The organism is Yoonia sediminilitoris (genome assembly GCF_003058085.1).
In the GTDB taxonomy this organism is placed as follows: domain Bacteria; phylum Pseudomonadota; class Alphaproteobacteria; order Rhodobacterales; family Rhodobacteraceae; genus Yoonia; species Yoonia sediminilitoris.
Genome location: NZ_QBUD01000001.1, coordinates 244,687 through 262,434, shown reverse-complemented (window position 1 = coordinate 262,434; position 17,748 = coordinate 244,687). Strand labels below are relative to the sequence as shown.

The 17,748-nt window shown below is 57.5% G+C and carries 16 protein-coding genes; 6 read left to right on the top strand and 10 right to left on the bottom strand.

The genetic code is table 11. The annotated features are described in order from the left end of the window. Positions 1 to 114: 114 nt before the first annotated feature. The 5 genes from C8N45_RS01325 (at position 115) to C8N45_RS01305 (ending at position 7,037) form a co-directional block, all read left to right on the top strand. Positions 115 to 1,257, top strand: coding sequence for an ABC transporter substrate-binding protein (locus C8N45_RS01325; protein ID WP_108384420.1), 1,143 nt, complete (start codon positions 115 to 117; stop codon positions 1,255 to 1,257). Positions 1,258 to 1,455: 198 nt separating this feature from the next. Further along, the gene (locus tag C8N45_RS01320) at positions 1,456 to 2,559 is read left to right on the top strand and encodes an AI-2E family transporter (protein WP_108384419.1); all 1,104 of its coding nucleotides are present in this window, start codon (positions 1,456 to 1,458) and stop codon (positions 2,557 to 2,559) included. Next, positions 2,560 to 3,219, top strand: a complete 660-nt coding sequence (locus C8N45_RS01315) for a P-loop NTPase family protein (protein ID WP_108384418.1) — start codon at positions 2,560 to 2,562, stop codon at positions 3,217 to 3,219. It begins immediately after the preceding gene. Positions 3,220 to 3,269: 50 nt separating this feature from the next. After that, on the top strand, positions 3,270 to 5,438 hold the full coding sequence (locus C8N45_RS01310; protein ID WP_108384417.1) for an RNA degradosome polyphosphate kinase: 2,169 nt from the start codon (positions 3,270 to 3,272) through the stop codon (positions 5,436 to 5,438). A gap of 36 nt (positions 5,439 to 5,474) precedes the next feature. Further along, entirely contained in the window at positions 5,475 to 7,037 is a 1,563-nt protein-coding gene (locus C8N45_RS01305; protein ID WP_108384416.1) for a Ppx/GppA family phosphatase, read from the top strand. Here the strand turns inward: C8N45_RS01305 and C8N45_RS01300 are convergent. The 5 genes from C8N45_RS01300 to scpA all read right to left on the bottom strand — a co-directional run bounded on the left by C8N45_RS01300 (position 7,034) and on the right by scpA (position 11,941). Continuing rightward, on the bottom strand, positions 7,034 to 7,402 hold the full coding sequence (locus C8N45_RS01300) for an AAA+ family ATPase (protein ID WP_181868892.1): 369 nt from the start codon (positions 7,400 to 7,402) through the stop codon (positions 7,034 to 7,036). The genes C8N45_RS01305 and C8N45_RS01300 overlap by 4 nt on opposite strands. Before the next feature lie 76 nt (positions 7,403 to 7,478). Beyond that, positions 7,479 to 8,495 (bottom strand): endonuclease/exonuclease/phosphatase family protein, encoded by a 1,017-nt coding sequence (locus tag C8N45_RS01295; protein WP_108384415.1) that lies wholly within the window; start codon positions 8,493 to 8,495, stop codon positions 7,479 to 7,481. After that, a complete protein-coding gene (locus C8N45_RS01290) occupies positions 8,492 to 9,172 on the bottom strand; it encodes a J domain-containing protein (RefSeq protein ID WP_108384414.1) in 681 nt (226 codons plus the stop codon). The genes C8N45_RS01295 and C8N45_RS01290 overlap by 4 nt, the downstream gene beginning before the upstream one ends. Before the next feature lie 61 nt (positions 9,173 to 9,233). After that, positions 9,234 to 9,818 carry a VOC family protein gene (locus C8N45_RS01285; RefSeq protein WP_108384413.1) on the bottom strand — a complete coding sequence of 195 codons (585 nt, stop codon included), beginning with the start codon at positions 9,816 to 9,818 and terminating at the stop codon, positions 9,234 to 9,236. Continuing rightward, on the bottom strand, positions 9,815 to 11,941 hold the full coding sequence (scpA, locus tag C8N45_RS01280) for a methylmalonyl-CoA mutase (RefSeq protein WP_375342455.1): 2,127 nt from the start codon (positions 11,939 to 11,941) through the stop codon (positions 9,815 to 9,817). The genes C8N45_RS01285 and scpA overlap by 4 nt, the downstream gene beginning before the upstream one ends. Positions 11,942 to 12,055: 114 nt before the next feature. On the opposite strand from scpA, the gene C8N45_RS01275 reads away from it, so the two are divergent. Beyond that, positions 12,056 to 12,514 (top strand): DUF4174 domain-containing protein, encoded by a 459-nt coding sequence (locus C8N45_RS01275; protein WP_245882511.1) that lies wholly within the window; start codon positions 12,056 to 12,058, stop codon positions 12,512 to 12,514. Between the two features lie 26 nt (positions 12,515 to 12,540). Here C8N45_RS01275 and C8N45_RS01270 read toward each other — a convergent pair whose 3' ends face one another. The 5 genes from C8N45_RS01270 to C8N45_RS01255 form a co-directional block, all read right to left on the bottom strand. Beyond that, positions 12,541 to 14,538, bottom strand: coding sequence for an acetyl-CoA carboxylase biotin carboxylase subunit (locus tag C8N45_RS01270; RefSeq protein ID WP_108384410.1), 1,998 nt, complete (start codon positions 14,536 to 14,538; stop codon positions 12,541 to 12,543). 87 nt (positions 14,539 to 14,625) lie between these two features. Continuing rightward, positions 14,626 to 14,835: a hypothetical protein gene (locus C8N45_RS01265; protein WP_108384409.1), complete on the bottom strand. Its 210-nt coding sequence runs from the start codon at positions 14,833 to 14,835 to the stop codon at positions 14,626 to 14,628. 341 nt (positions 14,836 to 15,176) lie between these two features. Then, the gene (locus C8N45_RS01260) at positions 15,177 to 15,524 is read right to left on the bottom strand and encodes a hypothetical protein (RefSeq protein WP_108384408.1); all 348 of its coding nucleotides are present in this window, start codon (positions 15,522 to 15,524) and stop codon (positions 15,177 to 15,179) included. 54 nt (positions 15,525 to 15,578) lie between these two features. Next, positions 15,579 to 15,704 (bottom strand): hypothetical protein, encoded by a 126-nt coding sequence (locus tag C8N45_RS23860; protein WP_258792951.1) that lies wholly within the window; start codon positions 15,702 to 15,704, stop codon positions 15,579 to 15,581. 325 nt (positions 15,705 to 16,029) lie between these two features. Further along, positions 16,030 to 17,559: an acyl-CoA carboxylase subunit beta gene (locus C8N45_RS01255; RefSeq protein ID WP_108384407.1), complete on the bottom strand. Its 1,530-nt coding sequence runs from the start codon at positions 17,557 to 17,559 to the stop codon at positions 16,030 to 16,032. Positions 17,560 to 17,748 lie beyond the last annotated feature (189 nt).

Sequence of the window (17,748 nt, the reverse complement as noted above, 5' to 3'; positions counted from 1 at the left end):
CTCTGGACCCAATGGTCAGGGGGATACGTCATCGTCCTGACACCCACCAAACCTAAAAAAGAGCCTTGCCGAGGTCATTGTAATGACGCTCAGCGAAGGTTCTGGAGAAAAGAAATGAGATTGAAAGCGCTTTTGTTGTCGGCGATCACCGCCTTGACAGTCCCTCAATGGTCGCTGGCCGAATCCGGGATTGACGACAGCACCGTTTATTTCGGGCAGATTGCAGCCCTGGACGGCCCCGCAGCACAATTGGGGCTCGGCATGCGAACGGGCCTGCTGGCTGCATTCGAAGAAGCCAACCGCAACGGCGGTGTAAACGGACGCCAACTGAGCCTTGAAAGCTGGGATGACGGCTACGAACCCGACAGATCGGCGGACCACCTGAATCGCATGATCCGGGAAGGAAAACATTTCGCGTTGATCGGCAGCGTGGGCACGCCAACCAACTCAGTCCTGCAACCGATCGCAACCGAAGCCCAGTTTCCACTGATTGGCCCTTTCACCGGTGCCGGATTCCTGCGCAATACGTCGTTGGGCAATGTTTTTAACGTGCGCGGCAGCTATGATGCCGAAACCGAACAGTGGATCGCGCATCTGGCCGACAACCTGAACCTGACCCGGATTGCCATCCTGTATCAGGATGACAGTTTCGGGCTGGCCGGCCTGAGCGGTGTGAACAAGGCGCTGGGTGCCCGCGGCATGTCGTTGGTGGCAGAAGGGACCTACACCAGAAACACCACCGATGTGAAGGACGCGCTGCTGTCCATTCGTGACGCAAACCCCGAAGCTGTGGTCATGGTCGGAGCCTACAAGCCAATCGGCGAATTCATCAAGCTGTCCCGTTCCTACGAATTCACACCCGAGTTTGTGACCATCTCCTTTGTGGGGTCTCAGGCACTGGCCGACGAACTATGGCCAGAGGGTGCTGGCGTTGTGATCAGTCAGGTTGTGCCATTCCCTTGGGACAATTCTGTGCCAATCGTGTCCGACTATCATGAGGCGATGCAGGCGAACGATGTGAATGCTCTTTACGGCTTTGTGTCACTCGAAGGTTACATGGTTGGCCGGATCGCGATTGAAGCGCTTGGCAATGCCGGTGATAACCCCACGCGCGAAAGCTTTCTGGATGCCTTTGCAAGCATGGGCACCTTTGATCTGGGCGGGATCGAGATTACGCTTGGCGCTGACGACAATCAGGGAATCGACGAGATTTTCATGACACGTCTGCTGCCCGACGGTTTCTTCGAACCCATGTAGACCCCTGAAAAAATTTAGTCCGGTGCGACGGCAACATTGAGCCGGGCAACCAATGAAAAAGAAGCGCGGGCCGTAAAAGAGCGGGCCGCGCTTCTTTTTTGCCCATACCACACATGACCAGAGCCGGTAATTTGCGCCCTACCCTTGCGTCCCGACACGCCTTCACGCATCTATTTAGAAAGCAAACCCGGATGATACATGGCCTTACCTGTCGGACAGCAAGCAAAATACTGGGGGATCGCTGTTGGCGTTTTCCTTGTGGTGATGTGGTTCCTCGGCGACGTCATCCTGCCTTTTGTCCTGGGCGGGGCGATTGCCTATTGTCTGGACCCGATCGCCGACCGGCTTGAAAAAGCCGGGCTTAGCCGGGTGTCATCGGTTGCCGTGATCACGCTGGTTGCGGCTTTGCTGTTTATCCTGTTATTCCTTTTGGTCATTCCGACCTTGGTGCAGCAGACAGCGGCCCTGATCGACACTGCCCCTGAGCTGTTCAATCGGCTGCAGGCGGGCCTGACCGAGCGTTTCCCGTCATTGGTCGATGAACAAAGCACAATCCGGCAACAGCTTATCAAGATTGGCGAAACGATTCAGTCCAAAGGTGGCGAGTTGATAAACGGATTGCTCAGCTCGGCCTTTGGGCTGCTGAATGTCCTGATCCTGCTGATCGTTGTGCCGGTCGTCGCCTTTTACATGCTGCTTGACTGGGACAACATGACTGCAAAGATCGATAGTATGCTGCCCCGCGACCATGTGGATACGATCCGCCAGCTTGCCCGCGACATCGATAAAACATTGGCCTCATTCATTCGGGGGCAAGGCACGGTGTGCCTGATCCTCGGCACATATTATGCAGCCGGACTGATGCTTGCGGGCCTCAAGTTCGGGCTGATCGTGGGCTTTATCGCCGGTCTCATCACATTCATCCCCTATGTGGGTGCGCTGGTCGGTGGTGTACTGGCAGTTGGGCTGGCCCTGTTTCAGTTCTGGGGCGCTGTTGAAATCACCGATGGCGATGTCGTGACAAACACCACCAACTGGGTACGCATCGGTATTGTTGCTGGCATTTTCGGCTTCGGCCAGTTTCTTGAAGGCAATATCCTGACTCCGAAACTTGTTGGCGGGTCTGTCGGGTTGCACCCCGTCTGGCTGCTGTTTGCCCTGTCCGTCTTTGGGTCGTTGTTTGGTTTTGTCGGCATGCTGGTGGCCGTCCCCTTGGCCGCGATGCTGGGCGTACTGGCCCGCTACGGGCTCGACCGCTACAAGGACAGCCTGCTGTATCGTGGGCGATCAGGGTCGGAATAGATGTCGGATCAGTTGACATTTGACTGGCCAACCGGGGTTGCGCTGGGGCCGGATGATTTCTTTGTCTCGGACACCAACGCCCGCGCCTTTACAATGCTGTGCACGCCCGAAGCATGGCCTGATCGCAAATTGGCGCTGGTCGGCCCACCGGGCAGCGGCAAAAGCCACCTTGCACGTATTTTTCTGGCCCAGTCCGAAGGTCAGATGCTGCAAGCCAAAGACCTCGCCGCCGACTTTCAGCCCGAAGCCACATCGGTGGTTGTCGAAGATATGGAGCATCTCCCCCGTGGTTCGGAAGAGGCAATGTTTCATCTGCATAACCATCTGCGCAATACGGGCGGGACGTTGCTGATGACATCATCCGAGCCGCCGGCACGTTGGCAGATTGCCCTGCCCGATCTGGCAAGTCGTATGTCCGCCACCAACGTCACCCAAATTGGCAATCCTGATGATGCGATGTTGCAAGCCCTGATCATGAAACTGTTTGCTGACCGTCAGATCGCGCCAAAGCCTGCGTTGGTGCAATATCTGACCCTGCGCATCGAACGGTCCTTTGCCGCCGCCGCCGATATTGTCGATCAACTGGATCGCGCCGCCTTGGCGCAGGGGCGCAAGATCAACAAAAGCCTTGCCCGGGAGCTGCTGGACAAGCAACCTTAACCCCGCGATACTTGTTATATATCTGCGACAGACGCAGTGGATAAATCGCTATGAACACAGCAAATTTTCTTGAAGCCGCCTATCCGCCGCCGACTGCGCTGGATATGGATCTGACCTCACCCGAACGGTTCGTCAATCGCGAGCTGAGTTGGTTGCGCTTTAACTGGCGCGTGTTGGAAGAAGCGGAAAATCCCCGCGTGCCGTTGCTGGAACGGCTGCGTTTTCTGTCGATATCAGCGACCAATCTGGATGAATTCTATACAGTGCGGGTGGCGGGCCTGCGCGAGTTGGCCAATGCGGGTAACACAACCCCCGGTCTGGACGGGCGTACCCCCGCGGAACAATTGGTCCTGATCGACAAGAACGCCCGCGAATTGATGACGCGCCAACAGACCGTCTTTACCATGCTGCAAAGTGAGATGGCCGCGCAGGACATACATATTCTGACCCGCGACCAACTGTCCGACGCTGACGTCGCCTATCTTGAGGATGTGTTTCTGGATCAGGTGTTTCCGGTGCTGTCGCCACTGGCAATCGACCCCGCCCACCCCTTTCCGTTCCTGCCAAATGAAGGCTTTGCACTGGCTCTGCAACTGGAACGCAAATCCGACAAACGCCAACTGCGCGCCTTGCTGCCGGTTCCGGCGCAGATTGACCGATTTGTGGCGCTTCCCACCGAGGAAGGTGATCGCTTTCTGCCGTTGGAAGAGCTCTTGTTGCTGCAAATCCGCCATCTGTTTCCGGGCTATCAGGTCAAGGGCAACTGCGCCTTCAAGGTGCTGCGCGACAGTGATCTTGAACTTGAGGACGAAGCCGAGGATCTGGTCCGCGAATTCGAGGTGGCCCTGAAACGTCGCCGTCGCGGCGAAGTTGTCCGGTTGAAGATATCGCAAGGCGCGCCCAATGCGTTGAAATCGCTGATCATGCAGGAATTGCATGTCACCGAAGAAACAGTTGTTGAAGTCGATGGGCTGATTGGCATTTCCGACCTTGGCGAATTGGTGCTGGACAGTCGCCCCGAACTGCTTTGGCCACCGTTCACACCACGGGTGCCTGAACGTGTTCAGGACCATGACGGCGATATGTTCGCAGCAATCCGCCAGAAGGATATGCTGCTGCATCACCCCTATGAGACATTTGACATGGTGGTCCGTTTTCTGGCTCAGGCCGCCCGCGACCCCAATGTGGTCGCCATCAAGCAGACCCTTTACCGCACATCGAAAAAATCCCCTATCGTCAGCGCCCTGTGCGAAGCCGCAGAGGACGGTAAATCTGTCACAGCACTTGTCGAACTCAAAGCCCGCTTTGATGAGGCCGCGAATATCCGCCAATCCAGACGGCTGGAGCGTGCTGGCGCGCATGTTGTCTATGGCTTCATGAACTACAAAACCCACGCCAAGATAAGCACCGTCGTGCGCCGCGAAGGTGACAAGCTAGTCACATACACCCATTTCGGGACCGGGAATTATCACCCCATTACGGCGCGCGTTTATACCGACCTCAGCCTGTTCACCTGCGATGCCAAGCTTGGCCGGGACGCAACCAAAGTGTTCAACTACCTGTCCGGCTATGCCCAGCCGGAACGCTTGGAAAACCTCGCTATCTCGCCACTGACGCTGAAACAGACGCTGTTGGACAGGATCGCGACCGAGGCCGAAAATGCCTGTGCGGGCAAGCCGGCAATGATCTGGGCCAAGATGAATTCGCTGATCGAAAGCGATGTGATTGACGCTCTTTATGCCGCATCGCAGGCGGGGGTCAAAATCAGCCTTGTCATCCGTGGCATCTGCGGATTGCGTCCCGGTGTGGCTGGTCTGTCGGAAAATATTCGTGTCAAATCGGTCATCGGCCGCTTTCTGGAACACTCGCGCATCGTGTGTTTTGCCAATGGTGCGGCACTGCCATCAAAGAAAGCCAAGGTCTACATCAGTTCCGCCGACTGGATGGGCCGCAATCTGAACCGACGGGTGGAAACATTGGTCGAGATCAAAAATGCGACCGTCAAGGCCCAGATCGTCAGCCAGGTCATGGCCGCCAACATGGCCGATGTTGCGCAAAGCTGGATCATGGCCGCTGACGGCAGTTTCACGCGGGCCACCATCCCCGAAGGCGAATTTGCATTCAACTGCCACCGGTTCTTTATGGAAAACCCATCGCTTTCCGGGCGTGGTTCCGCAGGGGCAAGCGATGTTCCGCAATTGACCCACACCGACGATTAACGGATACCTAGCTCTGGGGCCAGCCGCGGGGACAGCATGAATCAACAACCCGAAACGATCGACTGGGGGCCCTTTGGCCGCCCGCTGTTTGAAGAAGCGGCAGCCAAGGGGCTGACACGGGTTGGCGTGATCGACGTCGGCTCAAACTCGGTCCGGATGGTTGTGTTTGATGGCGCAGCGCGATCCCCTGCCTATTTTTACAACGAAAAGATTATGTGCGCACTCGGCGCGGGCCTGTCCGAGACCGGGCATCTGAGCCCCGAAGGGCGCGTGCGTGCGCTTTCTGCGATCCGTCGCTTTGCCGCGCTGGCCGAAGGTATGGGGATCACGCCTCTGACGGCTGTTGCCACTGCCGCCGTGCGCGAGGCCAGCGATGGCGAGGACTTCCGCGAGGAGGTCTTGCGCGAAACCGGCATCAAGATTTGGATCATCGACGGCAATGAAGAGGCGCGCCTGTCCGCGCAAGGCGTCCTGCTTGGCTGGCCGGGCAGTTACGGGCTCGTCTGCGATATCGGCGGGTCGTCGTTGGAACTTGCCGATCTGGCCGATGGGCGTGTCGGGCGCCGCCTGACATCGGCTCTGGGTCCGCTGAAACTGCGCGAAATCAAGGGTGGCCGCAAAGCCGTCAAGGCATATGTCCGCGAAACCATGGAAAAGCTGCATGCAGAGATGGGCCACGAGACCGGGATGCGCCTGTTTCTGGTCGGCGGATCGTGGCGCGCGATTGCCCGCGTCGATATGGAGCGGCGCAACTACCCGCTGACTGTGCTGCACGAATACCGCATGACCGCCCACAAGATCGCCAAAACGGCGGAATATATCCGCAAGTCCGATCTGGAAGAGTTGCGCGGCCGCTGCAACATTTCGCATAGCCGGATGTCGCTGGTGCCGCTGGCTGTGATCGTGCTGAAAGAATTGATCCGGGTGTTCAAACCCAAAGACGTCGCCGTGTCCTCTTATGGTATTCGCGAAGGCATGTTGTTTGAACAGATGCCCCGCGAATTGCGTGACCGTGACCCGCTGGTCGAAGCGTGCCGCTTTGCCGAAGCCAAGGACGCGCGGCTGCCGGGTTTCGGCCGGATCATGTATGATTTCGTCAAGCCATTGTTTCCGCGGGCGAATTGGCAGCGCAAGAGGATCATAAAGGCTGCATGCCTTTTGCATGACGTCAGTTGGCGCGCCCATCCCGACTACCGCGCAGAAGTGACATTCGACAACGCAACCCGCGCCAACCTAGGCGGGCTGAAACATTACGAACGTGTCTTTCTGGGCCTTGCCCTGATGAATCGCTATAGCGGCAAAGCCACCAGCGGGCGCTTTGAAGCCCTGATCGGTATGCTGAACGAAGATCAGATCAAGGAAGCTGCCGTACTGGGCAAGGCGATGCGCCTTGGTGCCATGCTTTGGACCAATATTGACGAACCGCCCGGCACCCTTCAGTGGAGCCCGAAATCAGCCCAGCTCACACTGAAACTCACCCAGCAAGCCCGCCCGTTGTTTGGCGAGGTGGCAGAGGCCCGTTTCAAGGCGCTCGCATCTGCGATGGACGCAGAGGGCCATGTGAAATTCACCCGCGCACCAAACGGAAAATCATCCTAAAGTTCTATGTCACCGGGCGTTTCATCTGGCGTCCAGTCCGGAGCCGCAGGTTTGCGGCGCATGATGATATCGCCGTTTGGCAGGATTTCAGGGGCCTCGTAATAACGGAAATCATCGACCCGGCTCAGGAACTCTGAAAAGGCCGGACCCATCTGTTGCACAAATTCAGTGATCTCGGGGCCGATTTCTTCAAGTTGGCCACGCAATTCTGACATGGCCGGTTCCATTTCGGATATCAGGCCACGCATCAGCATCTTGGCCCCTTCCTCGATCAGGCTGAACCCTTCTTCAACGTCCGCATCTTGTGCATGTGCGGCAGGGGCAGACAGGTACAACAGTGACATTGCGACGTATAACGGCTTCATGTTCAGTCCTCGCACAGTTGATGTCTTTTGGATGTAGGCACCAAAAGGACCGATTTCCAGTCTCGCAATAGCCGGGCTACGCGCTGGCGGCAGGCGGCCCGTCCAGATCAAGCACGACCGGAAAGTGATCGGAGGCCAACAACAAGGCTTCGCGCAGGGGCACATCGGCATAGCAGGCGGGATGATCGAACGGGTGCCAGATTTGCCAGTCCGGTCCCTGCTCTCGCAGTCCCGGTGACACCATGATGTAATCAAGGAGGGCTTGTAGATAGGGGCCATCAGGCTGCCGGAACCGCGCGGTCGCAGGTTGCGCCCCGATCCTGCGACCCAGTGCCATATGGGCGTGCGGATCAAAAAGCGGTGTCTCGCTGCCCTCGCCCAAGACGATTTCGATGCCGGACCGCCCGAACAGTTTTTCATATTCGTCCAGCCCCGGACCGTCGTTGAAATCGCCAAGGACGATCAGGTCATCACCGGCTGCCAAGTGGGCTTCGACCCGGCCACGCAGCCAGATACACTGGGACAACTGCTTGCGCCGGTTCTCGATTGCGATCCGGTTCGCCTCTGCAACGTCACGGCTGCCATGAGAAGCCTTTGACTTGGCATGAACCCCGATCAGGCGGATGGTCCTTTCCCCTGATCTCAGCGCGACCTCTAGCGGGGGTTTTGACCATTTGATTATGTCAGGGGTTGCGTCTAAATCGACATCGATCCGGAATTTTGCATCGAAGGCAGGAAAGTCCGGTTGCTCTTGCGGATCATGCTCTGCCTGCAACTTGCGGGAATCGTAGAGCAGGGTGATTTCCTGCTGCGTGTCATTGCGAAAACCCGCCAAGGCCGTGTTGGCCCGCAACCCGAAGTCCTCTGCAAAGGTTTGCAGTGCCAGAATTCCGTCGCGCCTGCGGCTTGTGTCAGGCGCTTCGATGACCATCACTGCATCAGCATCAACCGCCTGAAACACAGCACCAAGAGCTTGTGTTTGCTGTGCTTTGGTCACGTCCCACCGTCCGGACCAACTGCTGTCGCTGATCAACCGTCCCTCATCATCGAAAAGATTATCGAACCATTCCACGTTGTAGGTGGCGATCCTCATCCGTGTGCTTCCTTGATCTGCTCCCACGCGCGGTTGATGGCGACCATCCGTTTTTCTGCCAGCTTGATCGCTTCTTCGGGTACGCCGCGTGCGATCATCCGGTCGGGGTGGGTTTCGCGGACCAGTTTGCGCCAAGCCGCGCGGACTTCGTCCATCGGCGCGTCCGGTTCAACCTGCAAGACTGCATAGGGGTCCCTTTTCGCATCGGGCACAAATTGCGCACGCACCCCGTCAAAACGGCGCGCGCTAAAGCCCCAGATTTGCGCAACTTCCCACAGGAACCGGTCCTCGCTCGGGTGGTAGTTGCCATCGGCGACGGCAATATGAAAAAGCCCCTCAAGCAGGTCACAAAGCGGGCCCTCGTTTTCGCCGTACATTGCCTTGATCCGCCGTGCATAAGTGTCAAACCCCGCGACGTCTTGCCGGGCCAGATTAAAGACGCGGGCGGCGTTCGCCTCTTCAGCCTGAGAAATCAGGAACACTTCGCGAAAGGCGATCACCTCATCCTTGGTCACGATCCCGTCCGCCTTGGCCATCTTGGCGCCCAAGGCAATGACAGCAATCGTAAAACCCACGCTCAGATCCGGCGTTGCGCGCAGCTTGTCAAAGACCGCAGACAACCCCTCGCCCGCCGCAAGAGCGGCGATAGCGTCGGCAATACGGGACCAAATAGACATTATGACAGCTTTCGGACGGTTTCATCCACCAAACCGATAATCGGTCAGAACTGCAACCGGTCTATGACAGGATGCGTACCCCTTTTGGGGTCTGGATGCGCGCGCTCAAGCCCAGTGGCCCGACCGTCTGTTCAAGGCGCGGATCATCAGTTTCCACCAATCCGGCCAACCCCCTGTCAGGGTGGCTGACGGTCAGGCCTATCAGGCTACAGCCACTATCGGACAGACGGCTTGCGGGATGGTGCGTGCCCGGTGCCCATTTGATTTGCGTCGGAAAAGCGCCGCCGTAAGGCAAGCTGCCATCAGCGGGAACAGTTATCCGCCAAGACAGATTACCGCGTGTCAACGCAACAGGCGGGCCTGCAATCGGCTCAAAAAAATCGGTCTTGCAAATCCAGTTTGCCAGACGCGGAGGACCCGAAAACCGATCCAGACCAAACCAGCGCGGCCCGTCAAACGGGGCGGCATCCGGATCAGGGGCAATGACCTCCAGATAGATATCCCCCAAGCCCAACAGCATGTTATGCGTCCCATAGCGTGGGTGTTTGCCGCCCGGTTGCATGGAAACGCCCAGCGCATCCTCAACGTACTGCACCCCCTCGTCCAGTGTTTCCGCCGCGACGGCAAGATGGTCGAGTATCATCATGCGCGTGCGGCACCGATCAGTTCAAGGATATCCTGCGCAGCCTTGGGAATGTTGGTGCCGGGGCCAAAGATCGCCTTGACGCCCGCGTCATAGAGGAACTGATAGTCCTGCTGCGGAATGACACCGCCGCAGATGACGATGATATCTTCGGCATTTGCATCCTTGAGCGCCTGCACAAGCTTGGGCGCAAGGGTCTTGTGCCCCGCCGCCTGACTGCTGATGCCGATCACATGGACATCGTTATCAATAGCATCCTGCGCGGCCTCTGCGGGTGTCTGGAACAGAGGGCCCACATCAACGTCAAAGCCGATATCAGCAAAGGCGGTGGCGATCACCTTGGCGCCGCGGTCGTGCCCATCCTGCCCCATCTTGACAACCAGCATACGGGGGCGCCGCCCCTCCTCCTCTGCAAACTCTTCAACGCTTTTCTGAATAGCGGCGAACCCTTCGTCGCCCTCGTAGGCCGCGCCGTAAACACCTGCCAAAGTCTTGACCTCTGCCCGGTGCCGTCCGAATGCTTTTTCCATCGCCATGCTGATTTCTCCGACTGTGGCCCGTGCGCGGGCGGCTTCAACGGCGGCTTCCAGCAGGTTGCCGCCCTCGTTGGCGCGGCGGGTCAATTCTGCCAGTGCGGCGTCACAGGCGCTTTGATCGCGGGCCGCTTTTGTGGCTTCGATCCGCGCGACCTGCGCTTTGCGCACCGCTTCGTTGTCGATATCGAGGATATCGATAGGGTCTTCGTTGTCCTTGCGGTATTTGTTGACCCCGACAATCACTTCGGTGCCCCGGTCAATCCCTGCCTGACGCTTGGCGGCGGTTTCCTCGATCCGCATTTTGGGCATGCCAGAGGCGACGGCTTTGGTCATGCCGCCCATTTCCTCGACCTCTTCGATCAGTTCCCATGCTTTTTCGGCCAACTCATGCGTCAGGTTTTCAACGTAGTAGGATCCCGCCAGCGGATCGACGACATTGGTTACGCCGGTTTCTTCCTGCAGGATCAATTGTGTATTGCGCGCAATCCGGGCGCTGAATTCGGTTGGCAGCGCAATCGCTTCGTCCAGCGCGTTGGTGTGCAGCGACTGGGTTCCGCCCAGAACGGCACTCATCGCTTCATAGGCGGTGCGGATCACGTTGTTGTAGGGGTCCTGTTCCTGCAATGACACACCAGAGGTCTGACAATGGGTGCGCAGCATGGATGATTTGGGGTTTTTCGGTTCAAATTCCTCCATGATGCGTGACCACAAGAGACGGGCCGCGCGCAGCTTGGCTGCCTCCATGAAGAAGTTCATGCCGATGGCAAAAAAGAAACTTAGCCGTCCGGCAAACTGATCAACATCCATGCCCCGTGCGATGGCCGTGCGCACATATTCGCGGCCATCCGCCAGCGTATAGGCCAGTTCCTGCACCAGATTGGCCCCGGCTTCCTGCATGTGGTAGCCGCTGATGCTGATCGAGTTGAACTTTGGCATCTCGGCTGTCGTATATTCGATGATATCGGCAATGATGCGCATCGATGGTTCGGGCGGGTACACATAGGTATTGCGCACCATGAATTCCTTCAGGATGTCATTCTGGATTGTACCGGACAGCACATTGCGCGGATGGCCCTGCTCTTCTCCGGCGACGATAAAATTCGCCAGAATTGGAATGACGGCCCCGTTCATCGTCATCGAAACAGACACTTTGTCCAACGGAATCTCGTCGAACAGGATTTTCATATCCTCGACGCTGTCGATGGAAACACCTGCCTTGCCCACGTCACCCTCTACCCTTGGGTGGTCGCTGTCATAGCCCCGGTGGGTCGCCAGATCGAACGCGACAGACACGCCCTGCTGCCCGGCGGCCAGTGCCTTGCGGTAGAAGGCGTTGGATTCTTCAGCCGTCGAAAACCCGGCATATTGGCGAATGGTCCACGGGCGGCCCGCATACATCGTTGCCTTGACGCCACGGGTAAAAGGGGCAGCACCCGGCACGCCGCCCAGATGCGGCAGGCTTTGGGTATCTTCTGCCGTATAAAGTGGCTGCACCTGAATACCTTCAAGCGTGTCCCACGTCAGCGCATCCAGCGGCTTGCCGCGCAGTTCTTTTGCGGCGATGTCTTCCCATGTTTTCTTGTCGGTCATCATCGGTCTCCGATCATCACTCACGCATTGCACGCGAAATTGTTTGTGTTCATTTGCGGATGGGCCTTAGCTTTTCGCAAACGGGCCTCTATATCTAAAATTATGAAGTTATTGATGAACCTCGGGCTTGCTGCCCTGATCACCCTCTCTGCTGTCCCCGCTTCTGCACAGGACGAAACCGTGCTGGAGCAATGGCAGCAAAACCATATGCAAATTTTTGATGCCGCCGACGTGACATTGGCGGAATTGCAGTGGCTTGCCCGCCCCCTTGTGGTGTTCGCGGACACGCCCAATGACCCGCGCTTCACACAACAGATCGACCTGCTGGCAGATCGGCCAGAGGATCTGGGCGAGCGTGATGTGATCATCATCGTCGATACCGACCCCGCCGCCATGACGGACCTGCGCACCAAGTTGCGCCCGCGCGGTTTCATGCTGGCGCTGTTGGGCAAAGACGGTCGTGTCGCCCTGCGCAAACCTGCCCCGTACAGCATACGCGAACTGTCCCGATCTATCGACAAGATGCCCCTGCGCCAGCAAGAGATCGAAGATCGCCGCCGGGTGACGCCGTAGGCCGATATCCCGACGGCAAAGCCCATCTATTCGAACTCCATAATCACATCATCCACCGCCAGACTATCGCCAGCGGATGCTTTCACGACTTTGACGATGCCCTTGCGCTCGGCACGCAGGATGTTTTCCATCTTCATCGCCTCGACCGTACACAGCGCCTGACCCTCTTGGACTTCGTCGCCCTCGGCCACGTCGACTTTGACGATCAGCCCCGGCATCGGGCACAGCAGCAGTTTGGACGTATCCGCCGCCAGTTTTTCCGGCATCATTGCCGCCAGCTCTGCCTGCCGCGGGGTGCGCACATGTACCTTGAGGTCGGCGCCGCGATAGCGCACGCGGAACCCGCCCGAGATTTTGCCAACCTTCAACACCAAGGGCGCACCGTCCACACTCAGGCGCGCCAGTTGGTCCCCTGGTGTCCAGTCGCTTTCCACTCGCAACGTGTCATCACCAATCCGCACATCCGCGCCGCCTTTGTCAGCGGTAATGACCACATCGTGCGAAACGCCCTGCAAAGTCACGACCCAATCCTCACCGACGTGGCGTTCGTGGTTGTCCATCCGTCCCGAAATGCGCGCGCGCCGAATTTCGGCGACGCGGTGCATGGCGGCAGCGGCAGCGGCAATCCGGGTGCACGCGGCATCAGGCAAGGTCACGCCATCAAATCCGTCGGGGTACTCTTCCTCAATGAAGGCCGTCGTCATATTGCCGGACGTGAACTTGGGATGGTCATAGACGGCAGCAAGGAAGGGCAGGTTGTGGCCGATCCCCTCAAGCTCGAACCCGTCAAGGGCAAGGCGCATTTCTTCGATCGCGGTGGCACGGTCAGGGGCCCATGTGCACAGTTTGGCAATCATCGGGTCGTAGTACATGCTGATTTCGCCGCCCTCATACACACCTGTATCATTGCGGACAGCACGCAGTTTCGTCGCCTCTTCTGCGGGCGGACGGTAGCGGGACAGGCGGCCAATTGAGGGCAGGAACCCCCGATAGGGGTCCTCGGCATAGAGCCGGCTTTCCATCGCCCAGCCATTAATTTTCAGGTCTTTCTGTTCAAAGGGGAGTTTTTCGCCCGCCGCGACACGGATCATCTGTTCGACCAGATCGACACCCGTGATCAATTCGGTGACAGGGTGTTCCACCTGCAAGCGGGTGTTCATCTCAAGGAAATAGAAATTCCGGTCGCCATCGACAATGAATTCCACCGTGCCCGCACTGGTATAACCCACAGCCTGCGCCAGCGCGACGGACTGTTCGCCCATTGCCTTGCGCGTCGCCTCATCCAGGAACGGGCTTGGGGCTTCCTCGATCACCTTCTGGTTCCGGCGCTGAATTGAACATTCGCGCTCGTGCAGGTAGACCGCGTTGCCGTGACCATCGCACAGAACCTGAATTTCGATGTGACGCGGTTGGGTGACGAATTTTTCGATGAAGATGCGGTCATCGCCAAAGCTGTTGGCCGCCTCGTTCTTGGATGACTGAAACCCCACGCGGGCTTCATCATCGTTCCAGGCGATTCGCATCCCCTTGCCGCCACCACCTGCAGAGGCTTTGATCATCACCGGATAGCCAATCTCGTTCGAGATTGTAACAGCCTCTTCGGCGTCCTCGATCAGCCCCATATAGCCGGGTACGGTGGACACATCCGCCTCTTGGGCCAGTTTTTTGGAGGTAATCTTGTCGCCCATCGCCTCGATCGCGCCCTTGGGCGGACCAATAAAGGCCACGCCTTCGGCCTCGAGCGCTTCGGCGAATTTGGCGTTCTCGGACAGGAACCCATAGCCGGGATGCACCGCTTCGGCGCCGGTTTGCCGGATCGCATCCATCACCCTGTCGATGACGATGTAGGACTGGTTGGCCGGGGGCGGCCCTATATGTACGGCTTCATCCGCCATCTTCACGTGCAGCGCATTGCGGTCCGCATCGGAATAGATCGCAACCGTTTTGATCCCCATTTTGCGTGCGGACTTGATGACCCGGCAGGCGATTTCACCACGGTTGGCGATGAGTATTTTCTTGAACATTATCCGTCCCCCAAACAGAAAACCGCCGCCGGGGACGCACCCCGACGACGGTTCAATTGATTTTGTCGCCCGTTTTGGGCGGTTATTTTAGCGTGCTGGGCGGCAGACGCCTGCGTCGTCGCACAATACGCCCACGGCAGCACCGGCAAGGGCCGTGCCAGCAGGATCAGTGCCCAGAACATTTGCTGCCACAACACCCGCGCCTGCGCCTGCGACGCCGCGCTCAAGGTCTGTATCCAGACAGCCGGCCAAGCCGAAAACTGCAACTGCCGCGATGATGATTGATTTCTTTTGCATTTTGTTTTGCCCATTATGATGTGTGAGAGAGCCCCGGAGATGGCGCTTCGTGTGATGTACTCAATAGTAAACCTTACCTGATATCCAATATCAAACCTACATTTCCTGCAGAATGAGCGGAAAAGGGAAACCGGCCCGCCTTGAGCAAAGGCAGACCGGTTGGGGGAAGGGTAACGGTAGTGACAAGTAACAACGGTTTGTTTTTTGGAACGCTGCGTTGTTGGTAAGACTTTGCCGGAAAAAAGGCGAAGGGCAAACCCGCAAATTCCACCCCCCCATAAATAGCCAAGTTCCTGCTTAAGTTGTATTTTGACTGATTCTATCTCGAGAGACATGTGCCACTAGCCCCCAAAGATGTCAGGAAAGCTGACACGTGCGACGGCCACGTCAATCCGCAGCAGCGCGTCATAGCTGGCCGGATCAAAAGGGTCTTCAGCCGCGATGACCTCGCGCCCCAGCAGCCATCCAAGCCGTCCCGCATCCAGATTGCCCCGCACAAAGGGTTCTTCACCGAAATGTTCCCACAGCGCCTGCATGAAACCAGCGTCGGCGCGTTTGTCCGGTGGTCGCCGGTCAGGGTAGCGTTCACGCGCAACCAGCGGTGTTGCCCCGGCCTTGTGTGCCCGTCTGATAACGAACTGAAAATCGGTGCCGGGCAAACGTCCGGGAAATCCGCGGTGCTTTTCCATGGTCAGCACCCTCCCCACGCAAATCCGAAGTGAGCAAGGGGCCGCAGGTCGGGTTTAGCGCAGGTTGTCGCCCTGGATTGCCCTGTCAGACGTATAGCGCATGGCGTTGGCATCCTGACTGCCGGAAATGGCGACAAGTGCAACAAGGGCCAGGAGCGCAAAAATGAATTTTTTCTCCATGATTTTTCTAAGCCTCGGATGGTGATGGGCAGATTGTTCTGCCTCTGGTTATGAGCATGGCTTGCGCCCTGCCAGGTCACCATACCCAAAAAGCTAATGATTTTATAGGGATGTAAATCAAACTTAGCGAAAATTTGCCGCTGGTTTCCGCGCATTGCACGGTCCAACCCCATATCTTGTAGCAAACCATCGCCACGCGCCCCATAAAATGGCTGTATGCGGCCTTGCAACAACGGCACAAACTGGCCGACCCTGCTGGCAAGTAACAAAAATTTAGGAAAAACCTTCATACTTCTGCGCATTCCTTTTGCCGACGCCCGCCAGATCACAGGGGGATATTGTCGTGCTTTTTCCATGGTATTTGCTGCTGTTTGGTGCGCAAGGATGCAAAGGCCCGACAAACGCGTTTGCGGGTGGAATGTGGCATGATCACTTCGTCAATGAAGCCTTTTTCAGCGGCGACAAATGGATTGGCAAAACGATCCTCATATTCCTTGGTATGAGCCGCGATTTTTTCGGCATCAGCCAGATCGGCGCGATGGATAATCTCGGTCGCGCCCTTGGCGCCCATCACCGCCACTTCCGCCGTCGGCCATGCATAGTTGTAGTCGGCCCGCAGGTGTTTTGACGCCATCACGTCATAGGCACCACCATAGGCCTTGCGGGTGATGACCGTCACCTTGGGCACGGTCGCTTCTCCGTAGGCGAACAGCAGCTTGGCCCCATGTTTGATCACGCCACCATATTCCTGACTGGTGCCGGGCAGAAAGCCGGGCACATCGACCAGTGTCAGGATCGGTATTTCGAAGGCGTCGCAGAAACGGACAAACCGCGCGGCCTTGCGGCTGCTGTCGATATCCAGACATCCGGCAAGCACCATTGGCTGGTTGGCCACGATACCGACGGTTGTCCCCTCCAAACGGGCGAAACCTGTCAGGATGTTCTTGGCAAAATCCTCCTGAATCTCGTAAAAATCGCCTTCATCAGCGATTTTCGTGATCAGTTCCTTCATGTCGTAGGGCGTATTTGGATTATCGGGAATCAGCGTATCAAGGCTGCCCTCGATCCGGTTCACATCATCAAAGAACGGGCGTACCGGGGGCTTGTCGCGGTTGTTCAGAGGCAGAAAATCAACCAGACGACGGACTTCGGCCAGCGCCTCAACGTCGTTTTCAAAGGCCGCGTCTGCGACCGAAGATTTCTTGGTATGCGTGGACGCGCCGCCAAGTTCTTCAGCCGTAACGACCTCGTTGGTGACGGTTTTCACGACGTCAGGGCCGGTGACAAACATGTAGCTGCTGTCTTTGACCATAAAAATAAAGTCGGTCATCGCCGGGCTGTAAACCGCACCGCCCGCACAGGGGCCCATGATAACACTGATCTGCGGCACGACCCCCGAGGCCATGATATTGCGCTGGAAAACTTCGGCATAGCCTGCCAGCGAAGCCACGCCTTCCTGAATACGCGCACCACCGGAATCGTTGATCCCGATTACGGGTGCGCCGTTCTGCACCGCCATATCCATGATCTTGCAGATTTTCTGGGCATGGGTTTCGGACAGTGACCCGCCAAAGACGGTGAAATCCTGACTGAACACATAGACCATGCGGCCATTGATGGTGCCCCACCCTGTCACGACCCCATCACCAGCGGGGCGGTCTTTTTCCATACCGAAGTCGGTGCAACGGTGCGTCACGAACATATCGAACTCTTCGAACGACCCTTCATCCAGCAAAAGATCAATCCTTTCGCGGGCGGTCAGTTTGCCCTTGGCGTGCTGCGCGGCAATCCGTCTTGCCCCTCCGCCCAATCGAGCTGTGGCGCGCCGCGCTTCGAGTTCCTGCAAAACGTCCATGAAGATGTCCCCCCGCTGCTTGTTTGCACCTGACTAACGCCAAAAAACGCCAAGCAGAAGCCCGAATGAGAAAATTTGCAAACCATTGGGTTAGCAAATTCAAATTACTGCAAATATGCAAACTGACTGAAATACCGTCCGCTGTGCAGCCGCAGGCAATGGACAGCGCGCATCCTCTGGCCTAAGTCC

Excerpts from the sequence above, each read along its gene's own strand:
- C8N45_RS01325 (WP_108384420.1), top strand. The coding sequence starts at position 115 with ATGAGATTGAAAGCGCTTTTGTTGTCGGCGATCACCGCCTTGACAGTC.
- C8N45_RS01320 (WP_108384419.1), top strand. The coding sequence starts at position 1,456 with ATGGCCTTACCTGTCGGACAGCAAGCAAAATACTGGGGGATCGCTGTT.
- C8N45_RS01315 (WP_108384418.1), top strand. The coding sequence starts at position 2,560 with ATGTCGGATCAGTTGACATTTGACTGGCCAACCGGGGTTGCGCTGGGG.
- C8N45_RS01310 (WP_108384417.1), top strand. The coding sequence starts at position 3,270 with ATGAACACAGCAAATTTTCTTGAAGCCGCCTATCCGCCGCCGACTGCG.
- C8N45_RS01305 (WP_108384416.1), top strand. The coding sequence starts at position 5,475 with ATGAATCAACAACCCGAAACGATCGACTGGGGGCCCTTTGGCCGCCCG.
- C8N45_RS01300 (WP_181868892.1), bottom strand. The coding sequence starts at position 7,402 with ATGAAGCCGTTATACGTCGCAATGTCACTGTTGTACCTGTCTGCCCCT.
- C8N45_RS01295 (WP_108384415.1), bottom strand. The coding sequence starts at position 8,495 with ATGAGGATCGCCACCTACAACGTGGAATGGTTCGATAATCTTTTCGAT.
- C8N45_RS01290 (WP_108384414.1), bottom strand. The coding sequence starts at position 9,172 with ATGTCTATTTGGTCCCGTATTGCCGACGCTATCGCCGCTCTTGCGGCG.
- C8N45_RS01285 (WP_108384413.1), bottom strand. The coding sequence starts at position 9,818 with ATGATGATACTCGACCATCTTGCCGTCGCGGCGGAAACACTGGACGAG.
- scpA (WP_375342455.1), bottom strand. The coding sequence starts at position 11,941 with ATGACCGACAAGAAAACATGGGAAGACATCGCCGCAAAAGAACTGCGC.
- C8N45_RS01275 (WP_245882511.1), top strand. The coding sequence starts at position 12,056 with ATGAACCTCGGGCTTGCTGCCCTGATCACCCTCTCTGCTGTCCCCGCT.
- C8N45_RS01270 (WP_108384410.1), bottom strand. The coding sequence starts at position 14,538 with ATGTTCAAGAAAATACTCATCGCCAACCGTGGTGAAATCGCCTGCCGG.
- C8N45_RS01265 (WP_108384409.1), bottom strand. The coding sequence starts at position 14,835 with ATGCAAAAGAAATCAATCATCATCGCGGCAGTTGCAGTTTTCGGCTTG.
- C8N45_RS01260 (WP_108384408.1), bottom strand. The coding sequence starts at position 15,524 with ATGGAAAAGCACCGCGGATTTCCCGGACGTTTGCCCGGCACCGATTTT.
- C8N45_RS23860 (WP_258792951.1), bottom strand. The coding sequence starts at position 15,704 with ATGGAGAAAAAATTCATTTTTGCGCTCCTGGCCCTTGTTGCACTTGTC.
- C8N45_RS01255 (WP_108384407.1), bottom strand. The coding sequence starts at position 17,559 with ATGGACGTTTTGCAGGAACTCGAAGCGCGGCGCGCCACAGCTCGATTG.